Source organism: Stutzerimonas sp. 21-1 (assembly GCF_056336065.1).
Genome location: NZ_CM150500.1, coordinates 1,108,059 through 1,123,236 on the forward strand (window position 1 = coordinate 1,108,059; position 15,178 = coordinate 1,123,236).

At 65.7% G+C, this 15,178-nt stretch carries 20 protein-coding genes; all 20 read left to right on the forward strand.

From position 1 onward, the window contains the following. The first annotated feature begins 227 nt into the window (after positions 1-227). Positions 228-566 carry a phage holin family protein gene (locus tag AC0ZJQ_RS05445; RefSeq protein ID WP_038662298.1) on the forward strand — a complete coding sequence of 113 codons (339 nt, stop codon included), beginning with the start codon at positions 228-230 and terminating at the stop codon, positions 564-566. A gap of 474 nt (positions 567-1,040) precedes the next feature. After that, on the forward strand, positions 1,041-1,565 hold the full coding sequence (locus tag AC0ZJQ_RS05450; RefSeq protein WP_213574709.1) for a phage terminase small subunit P27 family: 525 nt from the start codon (positions 1,041-1,043) through the stop codon (positions 1,563-1,565). Then, entirely contained in the window at positions 1,528-3,351 is a 1,824-nt protein-coding gene (locus AC0ZJQ_RS05455; RefSeq protein WP_476477438.1) for a terminase large subunit, read from the forward strand. Before AC0ZJQ_RS05450 ends, AC0ZJQ_RS05455 begins: the two co-directional genes overlap by 38 nt. Next, positions 3,348-3,521 (forward strand): hypothetical protein, encoded by a 174-nt coding sequence (locus AC0ZJQ_RS05460; RefSeq protein WP_476477439.1) that lies wholly within the window; start codon positions 3,348-3,350, stop codon positions 3,519-3,521. Before AC0ZJQ_RS05455 ends, AC0ZJQ_RS05460 begins: the two co-directional genes overlap by 4 nt. Position 3,522: 1 nt before the next feature. Next, positions 3,523-4,794, forward strand: coding sequence for a phage portal protein (locus AC0ZJQ_RS05465; RefSeq protein WP_476477440.1), 1,272 nt, complete (start codon positions 3,523-3,525; stop codon positions 4,792-4,794). Then, the gene (locus AC0ZJQ_RS05470) at positions 4,791-5,738 is read left to right on the forward strand and encodes a S49 family peptidase (protein ID WP_476477441.1); all 948 of its coding nucleotides are present in this window, start codon (positions 4,791-4,793) and stop codon (positions 5,736-5,738) included. The genes AC0ZJQ_RS05465 and AC0ZJQ_RS05470 overlap by 4 nt, the downstream gene beginning before the upstream one ends. A gap of 65 nt (positions 5,739-5,803) precedes the next feature. Continuing rightward, a complete protein-coding gene (locus AC0ZJQ_RS05475) occupies positions 5,804-7,120 on the forward strand; it encodes a phage major capsid protein (RefSeq protein ID WP_476477442.1) in 1,317 nt (438 codons plus the stop codon). Positions 7,121-7,173: 53 nt separating this feature from the next. Next, positions 7,174-7,434 (forward strand): hypothetical protein, encoded by a 261-nt coding sequence (locus AC0ZJQ_RS05480; RefSeq protein ID WP_476477443.1) that lies wholly within the window; start codon positions 7,174-7,176, stop codon positions 7,432-7,434. Positions 7,435-7,437: 3 nt separating this feature from the next. Continuing rightward, positions 7,438-7,989 carry a head-tail connector protein gene (locus tag AC0ZJQ_RS05485; protein WP_476477444.1) on the forward strand — a complete coding sequence of 184 codons (552 nt, stop codon included), beginning with the start codon at positions 7,438-7,440 and terminating at the stop codon, positions 7,987-7,989. A 49-nt stretch (positions 7,990-8,038) separates the two neighbouring features. Continuing rightward, entirely contained in the window at positions 8,039-8,308 is a 270-nt protein-coding gene (locus tag AC0ZJQ_RS05490) for a phage head closure protein (protein ID WP_476477755.1), read from the forward strand. After that, entirely contained in the window at positions 8,305-8,580 is a 276-nt protein-coding gene (locus AC0ZJQ_RS05495; protein ID WP_476477445.1) for a hypothetical protein, read from the forward strand. Before AC0ZJQ_RS05490 ends, AC0ZJQ_RS05495 begins: the two co-directional genes overlap by 4 nt. Then, positions 8,580-8,996: an HK97-gp10 family putative phage morphogenesis protein gene (locus AC0ZJQ_RS05500; protein ID WP_255848784.1), complete on the forward strand. Its 417-nt coding sequence runs from the start codon at positions 8,580-8,582 to the stop codon at positions 8,994-8,996. Before AC0ZJQ_RS05495 ends, AC0ZJQ_RS05500 begins: the two co-directional genes overlap by 1 nt. Positions 8,997-9,003: 7 nt before the next feature. Continuing rightward, a complete protein-coding gene (gene gp17, locus AC0ZJQ_RS05505; RefSeq protein ID WP_476477446.1) occupies positions 9,004-9,357 on the forward strand; it encodes a tail completion protein gp17 in 354 nt (117 codons plus the stop codon). 5 nt (positions 9,358-9,362) lie between these two features. Next, on the forward strand, positions 9,363-9,824 hold the full coding sequence (locus AC0ZJQ_RS05510; protein WP_255848786.1) for a phage tail tube protein: 462 nt from the start codon (positions 9,363-9,365) through the stop codon (positions 9,822-9,824). Further along, the gene (locus AC0ZJQ_RS05515) at positions 9,824-10,297 is read left to right on the forward strand and encodes a phage tail assembly chaperone (RefSeq protein ID WP_476477447.1); all 474 of its coding nucleotides are present in this window, start codon (positions 9,824-9,826) and stop codon (positions 10,295-10,297) included. Before AC0ZJQ_RS05510 ends, AC0ZJQ_RS05515 begins: the two co-directional genes overlap by 1 nt. Before the next feature lie 14 nt (positions 10,298-10,311). Continuing rightward, a complete protein-coding gene (locus AC0ZJQ_RS05520; RefSeq protein WP_476477448.1) occupies positions 10,312-10,641 on the forward strand; it encodes a phage tail assembly protein T in 330 nt (109 codons plus the stop codon). 32 nt (positions 10,642-10,673) lie between these two features. After that, entirely contained in the window at positions 10,674-11,000 is a 327-nt protein-coding gene (locus tag AC0ZJQ_RS05525; RefSeq protein ID WP_476477449.1) for a hypothetical protein, read from the forward strand. A gap of 59 nt (positions 11,001-11,059) precedes the next feature. Continuing rightward, a complete protein-coding gene (locus AC0ZJQ_RS05530) occupies positions 11,060-14,290 on the forward strand; it encodes a tape measure protein (protein ID WP_476477450.1) in 3,231 nt (1,076 codons plus the stop codon). Further along, positions 14,290-14,625, forward strand: coding sequence for a phage tail protein (locus tag AC0ZJQ_RS05535; RefSeq protein WP_476477451.1), 336 nt, complete (start codon positions 14,290-14,292; stop codon positions 14,623-14,625). Before AC0ZJQ_RS05530 ends, AC0ZJQ_RS05535 begins: the two co-directional genes overlap by 1 nt. Before the next feature lie 7 nt (positions 14,626-14,632). After that, positions 14,633-15,175, forward strand: coding sequence for a hypothetical protein (locus AC0ZJQ_RS05540; RefSeq protein ID WP_476477452.1), 543 nt, complete (start codon positions 14,633-14,635; stop codon positions 15,173-15,175). Positions 15,176-15,178 lie beyond the last annotated feature (3 nt).

The following is a 15,178-nucleotide window of genomic DNA, read 5'->3' on the forward strand; positions in this document are numbered from 1 at the left end:
GCCGCCGCAGTCGGGGGGTACAAAGCGCATAACAGGTCAGAGCAGCGCCAAGGCGATGACCGAAACGAGCCTAACTTGCTGTGTCAGGCAAAGGCCGGTTCCCCTGCCGGTCACCTCTCAAAGCCCCGCCATCGTGCGGGGCTTTGTCCTTTCTGGCTGATGGCGCCGCCATCGCCCTTGCCCGTCGCCATGCGGGCTTTTTTATTCGCAGTTCAGGAGTGCGGTGCATGTCGACCGAACAGCAGATGCAGCAGTCGCTGGCGGACCTGCCGGCGTGGATGCTGATCCTTGTCGCGCTTGCCGGGCTGACTGGCGAGATGTGGCGCGCCGAGGCTGCTGGTGTGGCTGTCGGGGTGCTGGTCAAGCGGGTGCTGCTGCGCTTCGGCAGCTCGGCGCTGTTCGGTGTGTCGATGCTGATGTTCGTCTACTGGCTCAAGCAGGACTATCTGCTGGCCGGCGCGATGGGCATCGCCGTGGGCCTGATCGGCGCTGACATCGCCGGTGGCATCTATGCGCGCTACCTGGCCAAGAAGGCGGGAGTCTGCAATGTCGAGCGGCAGGGCTGACCGGCGCGGCACGGCTGCGTCACGCGGGTATGGCTACCGGTGGCAGCTGGCCCGTGAAGATCACCTGAGGCGCAACCCTTTTTGCGGGGGGTGCAGCAGCCCCGCCCGCCCGGTGCTGGCGCAGGTGGTGGACCACAAGACGCCGCCCCGGCTGAAGGAAGCGAAGGCGAGCGGTGATCCCGAGCGCCTTGCGGCAGCGTGGAAGTTGTTCTGGTCGCGGGATAACTGGCAGTCGCTGTGCACCAACTGCCACAGCTCGGACAAGCAGCGCTTCGAGAAGTCGGGGCGTCAGTCTGGCTGCGGCAACGATGGCCGGCCGCTCGACCCGCGCCACCACTGGCACCGCCCAGGGTAGGGGGGGTGAAAAATTCAGCCGCCGACCCGCTCTAGACCAGTCCCCCAACTCCGTGTGCAACGGCGGGAAAAATGGAGAGGGGGGGGTATCCGGAAAACGAAGCGCATCAGAGGTTATTTATGGCCGGAAACAGTAACTCGGGACGCCCGGGCAAGCCGGCGCACCTGCACCTGCTGCAGGGTAACCCGAGCAAAAAGAACGCCGACCAGTTGCTGGCCGAGGTGCTGGAGCCGGCCGTGCCGGTCGACGCACCGCCGAAGCCTGACTGGCTGAGCGCCGAGGCTGCGGCCGAGTGGGATCGCGTGGTTGCGGACCTGCTTACCCTCGGCTGGATCAGCAAGTTGGACATGATGGCGCTGGCCACCTACTGCGAAGCGGTGGCGGACTGGCAGCGCTTCCGCCGGCTGATCGCCGAGCACAACGCCAAGGCCGAATGCAGTGGCGACATCCAGACATTCGCCACTGGCGCCAAGCAGATCAGCGTGTGGCGGCAGCTGGCCAACGACGCCGAGAAGCGCGCGAACGCCGCCGGCGCCCTGTTTGGTTTCTCGCCGATGGCCCGCCGCAACATGAAGGCGGCGGCCCCGCAAGGTGAGCTATTCCCCAATGAACAACGAGACGCTGCCGCCAAGTACTTCAGCTGACCGCGTAACCGCATTCGCCCAGGCGGTGCTGGCCGGTGAGCTGGTCGCCGGGCCTGACGTACGCAACGCCTGCAAGCGCCATCTGCGCGACCGGGATACTGCCGAACTGCGCGGACTGGTCTGGGATCAGACCGCAGCTGACAAGGCGCTCGGCTTCTTCGAGGAAGTGCTCTGCCTGAACGGCGGCGAGTACGAGGGCGAACCCTTCGTGCTGGCGCCCTGGCAAGCCTTCGTGGTTGGCAGCTTGTTCGGCTGGTACACCGTCGATGGCTACCGCCGCTTCCGGATGGCCTACATCGAGACGGGCAAGGGCTCCGGCAAGTCGCCGCTGGTGGGTGGCATCGGCCTTTACGGCCTTGTCGCCGACGACGAGCAGCGCGCCGAGATCTACGCAGCCGCCACCAAGCGCGACCAGGCGATGATCCTGTTCCGCGATGCGGTGAGCATGGTCAACATGTCGCCCGCGCTGGTGCGCCGGCTGGTGCAATCGGGCCGGGATGAGAAGGTCTGGAACCTGTTCTACCCGAGCACCAATAGCTTCTTCCGGCCGATCAGCTCGGACGATGGTCAGTCCGGCCCGCGTCCGCACATCGGCCTGCTGGACGAGCTGCACGAGCACAAGAGCGCCACCGCCGTAAACATGATGCGCGCCGGCACGAAGAACCGCCGCCGCGCCATGATCGTGATGATCACCAACAGCGGCAGCGACAAGAACAGCGTCTGCGGTCAGTACCACGAACTGGGCAAACGCATCTGCGCTGGCATCGAGGACAACGACAGCCTGTTCGCCTTCATCTGCTCCCTGGACGAAGGCGACGACCCGTTCACCGATGAGAGCTGCTGGGCGAAGGTCAACCCCTCGCTGGACTTCGTAGCTGATCCAGAGCGGCAAACCGAGGGCATTCCCGGCCGAAAGTATCTGCGCGAGCAGGTGGCCGAAGCGCGAGGCCTTCCGGCGAAAGAGGCGGTCGTGCGCCGCCTGAACTTCTGCCAGTGGACCCAGGCGGACAACCCCTGGATCGGCTGGGACGTATGGAGCGCAGCCGAAGAGCGCGTGCCCATGCGCCTGCTGCGCAATCGCCCAGCGGTGGCGGGACTCGACCTGTCGAGCACCACCGACCTCACGGCGTTCGTGTTGCTGTTCTACCCGATCGAGGCCGACCCGCACTGGCGTCTGCTGCCGTACTTCTGGATTCCGGACCATCAGCTTGAGGAGCGGGAGCGCCGCGACAAGGTGCCCTACAGCGTCTGGATCAAGGACGGCCATCTCGAAACCACGCCGGGCAAGGCCATCAGCAAGCTGCATGTGCTGCGCCGGCTGCAGACGATCTGCGACTACTTCGAGGTGCACCAGATCGCTTACGACCGCTGGCGCATCGAAGACCTGCGCGAGCTGATGAACGAACACGGCATCACGCTCCCCGAGCTGACCCCGTTCGGCCAGGGCTTCAAGGACATGGGGCCGGCGGTGGATGAGTTCGAGCGCCGCCTGCTGGGTACCGTTGCGGAACCTGACGTGCTCGACCTCGACCCCGGCGACTATCAACTGGTACCGCGCGAGGCGGCGGAAGTCGAAACGCTGCGGCACGACGGCAACCCGGTCCTGACCTGGAACGCTGGCAACGCCATCACCGTGTCAGACCCCGCGGGCAACCGCAAAGTGGACAAGCAAAAGGCGATCGGCCGTATCGACGGCATCGTCGCCGCAATCATGGCCACCGGCAGCAGCGGCGCGGGCAGCGTGAACAGCGGCACCTCAATCTACGAAGAAGGCACGGGCATATGAAATTGATGGTGCTTTCCTGGCTGGCTGGCCTGGTTGGGTTCGGCCTGCTGGTGGCGGGCGTCGCCCTGCTCAACATCCCCGCCGCGCTGATGGTGGCCGGTGGTGGGCTGCTCGGCTGGTCCTATCTGGCCGACCGCGCTGCTGCCAAACTCAGCGCAAAAGGGGGCTGACATGTTCTTTTCCAGCCTTCTCGGCGACACGCGCGGCAGCGTCACCGAAAGCAACGACTGGTGGCGCGGGCTGATTGGCCGCGGCAAGAACAGCAGCGGGATGGTCGTCACGCCGGAAACGGCGCTGGGCATCCCGGTGCTGCAGAACTGCGTCACCCTGCTCGCCGAATCCATCGGCCAGTTGCCGCTCGAGCTGTACCGCCGGCAAGGGCAGGGCCAGCGCGAAGCGGCCATCAACCATCCGCTGTACGACGTGCTGCGCTACCAGCCCAACGGCTTTCAAACGCCGTATGAACTGCGCGAGTGCACCCAGCTCTCCGCCGGCCTGCGCGGCAACGGCTTCCAGCTGATCGAACGGCGCGACGACGGCAACGTGGCTGCGCTTTGGCCGCTGGATACCAGCAAGGTGATCACCTACAAGGGCGGCGACATGCTGCCCTGCTACCAGGTGGGCAACCATCCGGAGCGCCTGCCGATGCGCATGGTTCACCATGTTCGCTGGCACACGGTCAACCACTACACCGGCCTGTCGCCCATCGAGCTGCACGCCGAAGCGGTGGGGCTGGCGCAGGCGGTACGCCAGTACACCGGCAAGAGCTTCGCCAATGGTGCGGCGGTTTCCGGCGTCATCGAGCGGCCCCGCGAGGCGCCGCCGATCAAGGATCAGGCGAGCATCGATCGCATCCTCGATCAGTGGGGTGACAAGTACGGCGGCATGGACAACGCCAAGAAGGTCGCGCTGCTGCAGGAAGGCATGGCCTTCAAGCCGATCAGCATGAGCCACGTCGATGCGGACATCGTCAACATCCTCAAGCTCAGCGGCACCGACGTAGCGCGGATTTACAAGATCCCGCTGCCGATGGTCAACGATCTGGAGAAGTCGAACTACAACACCCTGGAACAGCTGCTGATCCAGTTCGTGGTGTTCGCCTTGCTGCCGTGGGTCAAGCGTCACGAGCAATCGATGATGCGTGACTTCCTGCTGCCCAAGGATCGGCGTGATCACTTCATCGAATTCAACCTGTCCGGCCTGCTGCGCGGCGACCAGAAGAGCCGCTACGAGTCGTACGCCATTGGCCGCCAATGGGGCTGGCTGAGCGTTAACGACATTCGGCGGCTAGAGAACATGCCACCGGTTGCCGGCGGTGATGTGTACCTGCAGCCGCTGAACATGGTCGATGCCGGCAAGGGCATGCCTGACCTGAACAACCCCAACGTCCGCGCGCAGCTCGAACTGCAGCACGCTGAAATCGAGAGGATTCTGGCGCAATGAAAGCCTATCTCAGAGCAGCCAGCCTGCTCTTCAACCAGCCGCTGCTGATTACCCCGGACATGCTCGAACTGGGTGTGCGCTGGGCCAACCAGGCGATGAGCCTGAATATCGTCAACATCGGTGCCAGTGACGGCGCCCGGATGATGGAGGACGAAGGGCACAGCGACCGCCTGGCGCTGGCTGAGGAAGGCCGGCGGCAAACCATCGCGCGCACCGGCATTCAGGTCATCGATGTGCACGGTGTGCTGGTTAGCCGCGGGGCGCACCTGCAGCCTTGCGAAACCATGACCAGCTACGAAGGGCTTCGCCAGCAGCTTCGCGCAGCGGTCGCTGATCCGATGGTCGAGCACATCGTGCTGGACATCGACAGCCCCGGCGGCGCCGCTACCGGTGCCTTCGAGCTGGCTGCGGATATTCGTGCCATGGCCCAGCAAAAGCCGATCACCGGGGTGATCAACTTCAGCGGCTACAGCGGCGGCTACATCATCGCGGCGGCCTGCAGCGAGATCGTGGTCAGCCAGACCAGCGGGGTCGGCTCGATTGGCGTCATCGCCAGCCACTACGACCGCAGCCAGATGAACGAGAAGCTCGGCGTGAAGGTGACCACCGTTTACGCCGGCTCGCACAAGAACGACCTGACGCCGCACGAGCCGCTCAGCGATCAGTCGCTAAAGGTGCTGAATGACCTGGTGCAGGAGAGCTATCAGCTGTTCGTCAACGCCGTGGCCGATTACCGGGGGCTGTCCGTGCAGCAGGTCATCGACACCCAGGCGGGCCTTTACCGCGGCCAGGCTGGCATCGCGGCGGGGCTTGCCGATCGGCTGCAAAGCCCGCAGCAGGCGGTGGATGAAATATCGCAGGCCATCGCGCAGGCACGCACCCAGCGCAGCCCGTCGCGGATTGGCATGCGCGCAGCCGCAGCCGACTTGCAAACCCGATTCTGACCGCGTTCGCGGCAGCTAACCCGAGCCCGCCCCGTGCGGGCTTTTTCATGCCCAGGAGACACCCGATGTCCAAAGTACTTCAACTGCGAAGCGAACGCGCCCAGCTCAACACCGAGCTGCAAGCGTTGGCCAAACTCGAGGCTGACGGTACCAGCCTCAATGCCGAGCAGCTGGCCAAGTTCGGCGAGCTCGAAGCACAGATCAACACCCTGTCCGACAAGATCAGCCGTGCCGAAAGCGCGGAGCGTGCTGCCGCTTCCGCCGCCGTACCGGTGAACGAAAGCGCTCAGGGCATTAACAGCCCGCCGGGCAGCCGTGTAGAAGGCCCGTACAACCAGCCGACCAAGCCCGATGTGGCCATGGCGCAGATGGTGCGCCTGCTGGTTCAGGCCCAGGGCAACCAGCAGCAGGCTGCAGAGCTGGCCAAGGTGAACGGTTTCGGCGCCGATGTACACATGGCGCTTTCCACCGTGACCGCTGGTGCCGGCGGTGTGCTGGTGCCGGAGAACTTCAGCTCCGGCGTCATCGAGTCGCTGCGTCCGAAGTCGGTCGTTCGTCGCATGGGGGCGGTCAGCCTGCCGCTGAACAACGGCAACATGACCCTGCCGCGTATCAACGGCAATACCTCGGTCAGCTACATCGGTACCGAGCAGGATATCCCGCTGACCGAGATGACCTTCGCCGACCTCAAGCTGTCGGCCAAGAAGGCGGCGGCCATCGTGCCGATCTCCAACGACCTGCTGGCCTTCTCCGGCGTCAACCCGCGCGTCGATGCGCTGGTCAGTAGCGACCTGGCCACCAGCATGGGCCTCTCCGAGGACCTGCACTTCATTCGCGGTTCGGGTGTCGATCCGCTGCCGAAGGGCCTGCGCTACTGGGCACCGGCGGGCCACATCGTGGCGCAGCCTGCCGGCGTCACCCTGGCTGACGTCGATACCTTCCTCGGCGGCCTGATGCTGCGCCTGGAGGTGGCCAACGTCGACCTGGCCGCGTGCGGCTGGCTGATGCACCCGCGCACCATCCGCTGGTTGCAGAGTCTGCGCGATGGCAACGGCAACAAGGCTTATCCGGAAATCGATGCCGGTCTGCTCAAGGGCTACAAGTGGGCGCTCAGCACGCAGATCCCGACCAACCTGGGCGTGGGCGGAAACGAGTCCGAAATCTACTTCGTCAACTTCGCCGACTGCTACATCGGTGAGGTCGAGCAGCTGGCCATTGCCATCAGCACCGAGGCCTCCTACAAGGACGGCGAAGGCAACGTGGTCAGCGCCTTCCAGCGCGACCAGACACTGATCCGCGTGATCAGCAAGCACGACTTCGGCCCGCGCCATGTCGAGTCGATCGCCATCGGTACTGGCGTCACCTGGGGTGCCGGCATGTAACTGACTGCCCCGCCAGCCGGCGGGGCGTCCCTTGAACCAAGCGAGACTCCAACATGAGCAAGCCGACCATCATCAAGTTCAAGAAACCCTGGCAGGGCTACGGCCCGAACGAAGTAGCCGGGTTCGCCAAGGAAAAGGCCGATCAGCTGATCGAAGCGGGCGTGGCGGAAGCGTACGCCAAGGGTAAGGGCGCCACGGCCACGCAGCCTGCCGCACCCAAGGGCGGCGCGGCCGGAGCTGCAAACACTGGTGACAACACCGCCGAGAACAAAACCGGCGATAACGCCGCCGTCGACGAAGACAAGAAGCCCTAAGCCATGGCCAAGCGAATCGCCTACACCGGTCCGCCGGTTCTGACGCTCGAAGAAGTGGCCCGGCAATGCCGGGTCGAAGTCGAAGACCTGCAGCCGGAGCTGATCGAGATGATCATCATCCCTGGCGTAACGGCCCAGTGCGAGGCGCGTACCGGTGCGGCGATTCGTGAAGCCACCTATGAGGAGGAGTGGCCGCCGGCCTACGGCTCCGGCCACGCCCTCGACGTGGGGCAGGTCAAGGAAGTGCAGTTGGTGAGCGTGCGCGAAAGCGACGGCTCATTGACCGCCCTGCAGGTGCCGCATGTGCTACAGCACAGCGCCCGCGAAAGCTTCCTCATCTTTCCTGCCGGGCGTCCTCCGGGGCGCTTGGTGATCCGCTACAGCGCCGGGGTCGATCTGGATGCTTACCCGGGCGTGAAAAGCTGGATGCTGATGCATGCGGCGACGGCCTTTGAGAATCGGGAAACGCTCATCGTCGGCACCATCGTCGCTGAGCTTCCCTCGAGCTACATGGATGCCCTGTTGGCTGAAATAACCCTACCGCCGAGGTTCTGATATGCGAGCCGGAACCCTACGCAACAAGGTCATGATATTGCGGCCCGTGATGGTCCCAGGCACGACCGGAAGTCCGATAACGGAATGGGAAGAGTTCTGCCGGCCCTGGGCCGAGGTCAAGGGCGTATCCGGCCGGGCGTTTCTGGCCGCCAGCGCCGAGCAGTCGGAAGTCACCTTCGAGATTCGCATGCGCTACCGCGCAGAAATTACCGCCGGGCTGCGCGTGACGCATCACGGCACCACCCTGGAAATCGTCGCCCCGCTGCCGGATGAACGCCGCCAGTGGCTGCGCCTGATGTGCAAGACGGTGAAACCATGATCAAGCAGAAGAAGCCGACGCAGATTGTCGTGATAGGCGAGGGCACGCGCGCCCGCGTCGAGCTGGATGGGCTGGATATCTCCCGAATGTGCAGCGCCGTTACTGTCACGCATAAAGCTAACAATGCGTCGACTGCCAGCCTGACCCTTCACGCCGGTGCGGTGCGGATTGAGTCGCGCGGCGCTGTGTGCGTCGACGGCTCCGACCTCCCTGAATCGCTAGAGCTTGCGCTGCTTGAGCACCTGCAGAGCAAGCACGGCGGCCGCCACTGATGGACGTATCACTAGACGTGATCGGCCTCGACGCCCTGGGCGATGACTTCCTGCAGCTGAGCCAGGCCCTGCAGCGCAAGGTTGCGCGCGAGGCCGTGCTGGCCGGTGCGCGGGTGGCGCGCGACAAGGTGCGCGAGTCCGCCCCGGTGCGAACCGGCAAGCTCAAGCGCGGCACCGTGGCCACCGTGGCACGGCGCAGCGATACCCCCGGCGAAGCCGTGGCGGGCGTGAGGATCAGCGCCCCGCGTAGCGACAAGCTGGCCCCGTTCTACTGGCGGTTCATCGAGCTGGGCACCCGGCACATGATCGCCGCCCCGTTTATCCGCCCGACCTGGGACGCCAACCTGGCCGCCATCGAGGGCGCCGCCATCAGCCGCCTGGCCGCTGGCATCGACAAGGCCATCACCGGCCTCTGAGGCAACCATGTTTCTTGAAGAATCCATTTATGCCCGCCTGGGGCCGCTGGCGGCTGGGCGGGTGTTTCCTGGCGTCGCGCCCGCGGGCACGGAGGCGCCCTATATCACCTATAGCGTCGTGGATGGAACCGAGGGTTTCACCTTCGGCGGGCCGGATGGCTCCGCGCGCGCCCAGGTGCAGGTCGACGTATGGGCCGCCGAGCACCTGCAGGCCCTGCAACTGGCCAAGGCCACCTTCGACGAACTGACCCGCGAACCCGCGCCCGGCTTTGGCTGCGGCGGCGTCCAGCGCTTGCCCGATGACCGCGAAAGCGACCTCTACGGCATCCGCTGGGAATACACCCTAACCCCCGAGGAGTAACCCGCATGACCGCGAAGAAATCGAAAAGCCAGTCGGCGCTCGGCCTTGAACTGGGCATGACTGATACCGCGCAGACTGACCCCGCCGGTGCGGGTCTGGAATACGTCGAGCTGAATGTCGTTATCAAGGATATCGACCTGCAGGACGGCCAGACCGACGAGCACGAAACCACCACCTTCGCCAGTGACGCCAAGGAATACGAAGGCGGCCTGTCCGACTCGGCCAACGTCACCCTGGCCGGCAACTGGGCGCAGACCGACCCCGCGCACAAGGCCGTGATGAAGGCCAAGGATGACGCCGCCCTGCGCGCCTTCCAGATCAAGCACAAGGATGGCTCCACCGGCAAGTTCCTGGGCTTCGTCAAGCAATACACCTACAAGGCTTCGGCCGGTGGCGTGCTGGCCGCAACCTTCATGGTTCGCGTGAGTGGCAAGGTCATCTGGTCCGATCCCGTGGTGGGCCCGTAATGGCGGCCCGCAAGGCGGCGCCCGCTGCCTCGCTGCGCGCCCAGGTGGTGGACCCGTTCCGCAACCTGAAAAGCGAAGTCGTCGACGTGCCCGAATGGGGCGCCAAGGTCGTGGTGCGCGGCCTGAAACTCGGCGAGTGGCGCGAGTACAACCGCATGGCGGCCCTGCTGTCGCCGGCGCTGGCCGAGGGTGATGCCCAGGCCGATGCCGAGCGCGAGCGCGAGCCCTGGGAAGCCTTCGGCATCGACGCGCTCTATGCGTTCGTGGTGGTGGCCAGCCTGCACGACGAGAACCGCTCGCCGGTGTTCAGTGCCGAGCCGGTCCAGCGTGCCCAGGATGTGGCCGAGGTGGCCGCGACCTTTTCCGCCGTGCATGACCGCCTCGCCGCCAAGGCCTTCGAGCTAAGCGGCATCGGCATGGCCGAGAAGGGCGAGGCGCCACCCGATCCGGTGGACGAAGCGGGAAACGGCTAAAGGCGGAGCCGGGATTGGCCTTCGCGCTGACCCTGTGCCTTCGCCTGGGCAAGACCCTCGGCGAGCTGGATCAGATGCCCGTCGAGGAATTCAACCTGTGGCGCGCCTATGACCGCGAATCGCCGATCAGCGATATGCGGCATGATGTCATGGGGGCCATCATCGCGGCGGCACCGCTGCAGGCGGCCGGCGCGAAAGTCTCGGCTGCCGACATGCTGCCGCCCTGGGCGCGTGTCAGCGACGAACAGGCCGCCGAAGATGCGGAGCCGGCTGACGCTGCCGAAACTTTCCTTGCCTTCCTGCGCGGCCGTGCGGCTGTGACGGAGAGCACCCAGATCGAGTGATGTTAGAGTGCCGCCTTTTGGGAGGGATACCTATGCGGAAACTTGGTCTGGTGCTGTCCGCTGTGCTGCTGCTCGGCTGTCAAAGCGAGGAAGAAAAGGCGCAGAAGGCTGCCGAGCTTCGTGAAGTCAAACTGAATCGTGTGGCAGCTGATGCCGTGCGCCGAACCTTGAAAGACCCGTCATCGGCAGAGTTTCGCAATCAGCGCGGGCTATGCGGCGAGGTTAATGCCCGCAACTCGTTCGGCGCGTTTGGCGGCTTCCGCCGCTTCGTGGTCATCAGCGAATCAATGGTGATGACGGAAGCGGATATGCCACCGGATGCGTTCGCGCAACTTTGGGCGTCAGGCTGTAAAAGCTGAACGCTCGGTACTTCCAAAAGCCCGCCCCGTGCGGGCTTTTCTGTTTCTGAGGAATGCCCATGTCTGGACAAACGCTCCGCTCGCTGGTGGTCAGCGTTTCGGCTGAAACCAGTTCCTATCAGCGGGAAATGGCGCGAGCCAGCCGCATGGGGGCCAACTACCTGCGCACCATTGGCGATGGCAACCGCCAGGCATCGGCCGGGTGGCGGGCGCAGCAGGCGGCGATCCAGGCGCAGAACAGCGCCCTGTCGGAGCTGACCGCCAACGCCGGCAACTACGCCCGCGCCATGCTCGGCGCGCTGGCGGTCGGCAATGCCGTGGCCGAGGCCGACAACTGGGGGCAGGTGGCGTCGCGTTTGAAGATGGCCACCACCTCGCAGGAGGAATACCGCGCCGTCTCCGAGAAGCTGATGGAGATCAGCGACCGGACCTACAAGCGTTACAGCGATCAAGCCGAACTGTTCATCACCTCGGCCAAGCGCATGCGCGACCTCGGCTACTCGACCGAAACCGTCACCGGCTTTGTCGACGTGCTGGCCTCGGGCCTGACGCTGAGCGCGACCAACGCCGAAAGCACCACCGAGGTCATCAAGGCCGCGGGCGAGGCGGTCGCGCTGGGCAAGCTGCAGGGCGACCAGTGGCAGGCCATGCTGACCAAGGCCCCGGCCATCGTCGAAGCCCTGGCCGAGGCCCTGGGCGTCACCAGCGCCGAGCTGGAAAACATGGCGCGCAATGGCGAGCTGGTCACGTCGAAGTGGCTGCCCGCGCTGATCAGCAAGCAGCAGGAACTCGCCGACAAGACCGAGGCCATGCCGACCACGGTGGCCGATGCGCTTACCCGGCTGTCCAACCATTACGCCCGCTGGCTGGGTGAGCAGAACGAAGCCAGCGGCGCCACCGCCAACCTGGCCGAACTGATCAACCTGTTAACCGACAACCTCGACGGCCTGGCCGTGGCGGTGCTGGCGGTCGGCGCCGGTGGGCTGACCAAATGGGCGGCCACCTCGACCGCTGCGCTACTGGCGGAAATCAACGCCGTGCGCGCATCCATTGGCGCCAACGTCGGCCGCGCGAAAGCCCAGCTCGACACTGCCACCGCCGCCGTGCGGGTGACGCAGGCCGAACTCGCCAGCGCCCAGGCGCACGCCCAGGCGACGCGCTTTACCGATGCCCACACCGCCGCGCTGTCGCGCCTGCGCCTGGCCAAGCTGGCCGACCGCGAGGCGACCCTGGCGCAGGCCACGGCACAGACCGCCTACAGCCGCGCCGCGGCCGTGGGTAGCCGCGCCGTTTCGGGGCTGCTCGGCGCCCTGGGCGGCCCGATGGGGCTGGCTATCCTGGCGGCCGGTACGGCGGCCAGTTTCCTGCTGTTCGCCGACCACGGCGACAAGGCCGCCACCGCCGCGGTGGACCTGAAACGCCCCATCGCAGAGCTGCGCGAGGAATGGGAAAAGCTCGCCGACGTACAGCGCCGGCCGATGATCAACAACCTGCTGCAGCAGCAGGCGCAGGCGCAGCAGGCGGCGCGCGATGCCCTGGCCGGGATCGGCCAGATCACCAGCGCGCCCGACCAGTACAGCAACAATTTCAGCGCCCCGCGGCGTGACCGCGTAGCGGCTACGCAGCAGTTCGGCACCCGCGTGCGTGCCGGCATGGATGTGGACGAAGCCACCCAGGCGCTGATCGAGGCCGTGGGGCCTACGGATGAATACCGCGGCAAGATCGAGCAGCTGGCCGCCAGCTACGTGGACTGGATACGCCAGTCCAGAGAGATAGGCGACCGGACCCAGCTACTGCAAGGCCAGATGCAGGGCCTTGGCGCGGCGATGGAAAACGTGGTCAGCCTGTCGCCCGAGCTGGCCAGCGGCTGGGAAAAGAAGATTGCCGGCCTCGCCGAACAGACCGCCAAGCTCAAGGACGCCAGCGCCCTGGGTGAGGTCAACCGGCAGATTCTGGCCGATGGCCTGGAGGACACCGCCGCCGGCCGCGTGCTGGCCGAGCGTGCCCGCGCCGCAGCCGCCGCGGTGGACGCTGAGCAGCAGCTGAAAACCGAGCGGGAGGAAGCCGCCCGCGCCGCCAAGAGCAGCGCCGAGGAAGCCGCCCGCGCGGTCAAGCAGCTGAACGACGCCCACGCCCGCACCCTGGCCACCCTGCAGCAGCAGGTCGCCATGCACGGGCAAAGCACCGAGCTTGCGCGCATCCGCTACGCGACCACCGAAGGCGAGCTAAAGGCGCTGACGGCGGCGCAGAAAAGCGAACTCGAACGGGCTGCCGCGGCGAAAGATGCGCTCGACGCCCAGCAGGCCTACAAAAGCCTGATGGAGGGCGCGCAGACCGCCGAGGAACGGCTGCTGTCGCAGATGCGCGAGCGTGTGCGTCTGCTCAACGAAGCACGCGCCGCCGGCGGGGTGACGCCCGAGCAGTACGACGCTGCGCGCGACCAGTTCAGTAAGGCGGCCATCAGCAAGGCGCCGACCTTTAGCGGGCTCGATGCCAGCGTGGGCGGCCCGGCCGGCGAGCTGATCAAGGTTGCCGAGGCGCAAAAGGAGCTGGAGAAGTGGCGCGGCGACGAGCTGGCCCGGCAGAAAGCCTTTCTCGATGAAAAGCTGATCAACGAGGCGCAGCACACCGCGCGGGTGGAGGAAATCACCGCCACCAGCAACGCGCGGCTGGCGGCCATGGGTGACGCCTACAAGGTCGCCACCCTTGGCGTGTTCGCCGACGTGACGGGTAACGCGGCGGACATGATGAAGCAGATGGCCGGCGAGGGCTCGGCCGCCTACAAGGTGCTGTTTCTGGCCAGCAAGGCGGCGGCCATCGCGCAAACGATGGTCAGCACCGAAGTCGCCGCGGCCAAGGCCCTGGAACTGGGGCCGATCATGGGTATCCCGGCGGCCTCGCTGATACGCGGCCTGGGGTATGCGTCGGTCGGGATGATCGCCGCTACGTCGATCATGGGCATGGCGCACGACGGCATCGACAACATCCCGCGCGAGGGCACCTGGCTGCTCGATCAGGGCGAACGGGTGGTCGACCGGCGCACCAATGGCGACTTGAAAGCCTTTCTCGCCCGCCAGCCGGCGGCCAACGAGGGCGGTGCTTCGGCGGCGCCGGTGCAGGTGCTTATCCAGATCAGCAACGAGGGCACGGCGCAGGCGGAAACGCCGCCGGGCATGGAGCAGTTCGGCGCGGAAATCGGCCGTTTCGTTGAGCAGAAATACCGCCAGCTGCTGGCCCGCGATCTGCGCACCGATGGCGCCATCGGCCGCCACCTGAATGGGAGAGGCTAATGCCCCTGGAAACCTTCACATGGTCGCCGCAGCTGGGCGCCACCGGCACCGAGGACGAGCGCACTCGGGTGGCGCAGTTTGCCGATGGTTATGCCCAGGTGGTCGGCGATGGCATCAACAGTACGTCGCACAGCTGGCCGCTGAGCTTCAAGGGGCGACCGGAGTATGTCCTGCCGATCCGCGACTTTCTGCGGCGCCACGGTAAGGCCAAGGCCTTTTTGTGGACGCCGCCGCTTGGTGAGCTGGGCCTGTATCGGCGCGGCGAAATGACCCTGACCGGACACGGCAAGGTTTACACCCTAGCCGTCACCTTCGAGACGGCCTATCACCCGTGAGGGCAGCATGACACAACAAATCATCGACCTCGGCGCTGCCGGCAGCGGTGCCGGTGGCGACACCGCGCGAACGGCGTTCGAGAAGATCAACGCGAACACCGCCGAGCTGTACAAAGCCTCGCTGCCCGGCACGGCCACCGAGAAGGCGGCGGCGCGAAGTCAGTTCGGGCTTGGGTCGGCGGCGGTGGCTGCGATTGTCGGCATCGTTTCACAGGCCGGGGGAGTGCCCACGGGTGCCCTGGTTGAATACGGTATAAACGCCAGCGGGGAATATTGGCGTTTCGCGGGCGGATTGCAGATTTGTATCTGCTCGCTCGCGGCGATGGATATCAACATCGCATACGGGGGGCTGTTCCGCTCCAATACCTATTCGGTCCCATTCCCTGCCAGTTTTTCGGCGCCGCCGCTCGCTTTTGTTCAGCTGAACTCGGCAATCATGTGGGGCGGCGCGATTTGCTCTACTGCCGCGGCAACCATTGCGGGTTTCTACCTGAGTGCAACCGCCGGTCGTTCGGCCACTGTTGCTGCAATCGGCCGCTGGCATAACTAACTA

Excerpts from the sequence above, each read along its gene's own strand:
- AC0ZJQ_RS05445 (WP_038662298.1), top strand. The coding sequence starts at position 228 with ATGTCGACCGAACAGCAGATGCAGCAGTCGCTGGCGGACCTGCCGGCG.
- AC0ZJQ_RS05450 (WP_213574709.1), top strand. The coding sequence starts at position 1,041 with ATGGCCGGAAACAGTAACTCGGGACGCCCGGGCAAGCCGGCGCACCTG.
- AC0ZJQ_RS05455 (WP_476477438.1), top strand. The coding sequence starts at position 1,528 with ATGAACAACGAGACGCTGCCGCCAAGTACTTCAGCTGACCGCGTAACC.
- AC0ZJQ_RS05460 (WP_476477439.1), top strand. The coding sequence starts at position 3,348 with ATGAAATTGATGGTGCTTTCCTGGCTGGCTGGCCTGGTTGGGTTCGGC.
- AC0ZJQ_RS05465 (WP_476477440.1), top strand. The coding sequence starts at position 3,523 with ATGTTCTTTTCCAGCCTTCTCGGCGACACGCGCGGCAGCGTCACCGAA.
- AC0ZJQ_RS05470 (WP_476477441.1), top strand. The coding sequence starts at position 4,791 with ATGAAAGCCTATCTCAGAGCAGCCAGCCTGCTCTTCAACCAGCCGCTG.
- AC0ZJQ_RS05475 (WP_476477442.1), top strand. The coding sequence starts at position 5,804 with ATGTCCAAAGTACTTCAACTGCGAAGCGAACGCGCCCAGCTCAACACC.
- AC0ZJQ_RS05480 (WP_476477443.1), top strand. The coding sequence starts at position 7,174 with ATGAGCAAGCCGACCATCATCAAGTTCAAGAAACCCTGGCAGGGCTAC.
- AC0ZJQ_RS05485 (WP_476477444.1), top strand. The coding sequence starts at position 7,438 with ATGGCCAAGCGAATCGCCTACACCGGTCCGCCGGTTCTGACGCTCGAA.
- AC0ZJQ_RS05490 (WP_476477755.1), top strand. The coding sequence starts at position 8,039 with ATGGTCCCAGGCACGACCGGAAGTCCGATAACGGAATGGGAAGAGTTC.
- AC0ZJQ_RS05495 (WP_476477445.1), top strand. The coding sequence starts at position 8,305 with ATGATCAAGCAGAAGAAGCCGACGCAGATTGTCGTGATAGGCGAGGGC.
- AC0ZJQ_RS05500 (WP_255848784.1), top strand. The coding sequence starts at position 8,580 with ATGGACGTATCACTAGACGTGATCGGCCTCGACGCCCTGGGCGATGAC.
- gp17 (WP_476477446.1), top strand. The coding sequence starts at position 9,004 with ATGTTTCTTGAAGAATCCATTTATGCCCGCCTGGGGCCGCTGGCGGCT.
- AC0ZJQ_RS05510 (WP_255848786.1), top strand. The coding sequence starts at position 9,363 with ATGACCGCGAAGAAATCGAAAAGCCAGTCGGCGCTCGGCCTTGAACTG.
- AC0ZJQ_RS05515 (WP_476477447.1), top strand. The coding sequence starts at position 9,824 with ATGGCGGCCCGCAAGGCGGCGCCCGCTGCCTCGCTGCGCGCCCAGGTG.
- AC0ZJQ_RS05525 (WP_476477449.1), top strand. The coding sequence starts at position 10,674 with ATGCGGAAACTTGGTCTGGTGCTGTCCGCTGTGCTGCTGCTCGGCTGT.
- AC0ZJQ_RS05530 (WP_476477450.1), top strand. The coding sequence starts at position 11,060 with ATGTCTGGACAAACGCTCCGCTCGCTGGTGGTCAGCGTTTCGGCTGAA.
- AC0ZJQ_RS05535 (WP_476477451.1), top strand. The coding sequence starts at position 14,290 with ATGCCCCTGGAAACCTTCACATGGTCGCCGCAGCTGGGCGCCACCGGC.
- AC0ZJQ_RS05540 (WP_476477452.1), top strand. The coding sequence starts at position 14,633 with ATGACACAACAAATCATCGACCTCGGCGCTGCCGGCAGCGGTGCCGGT.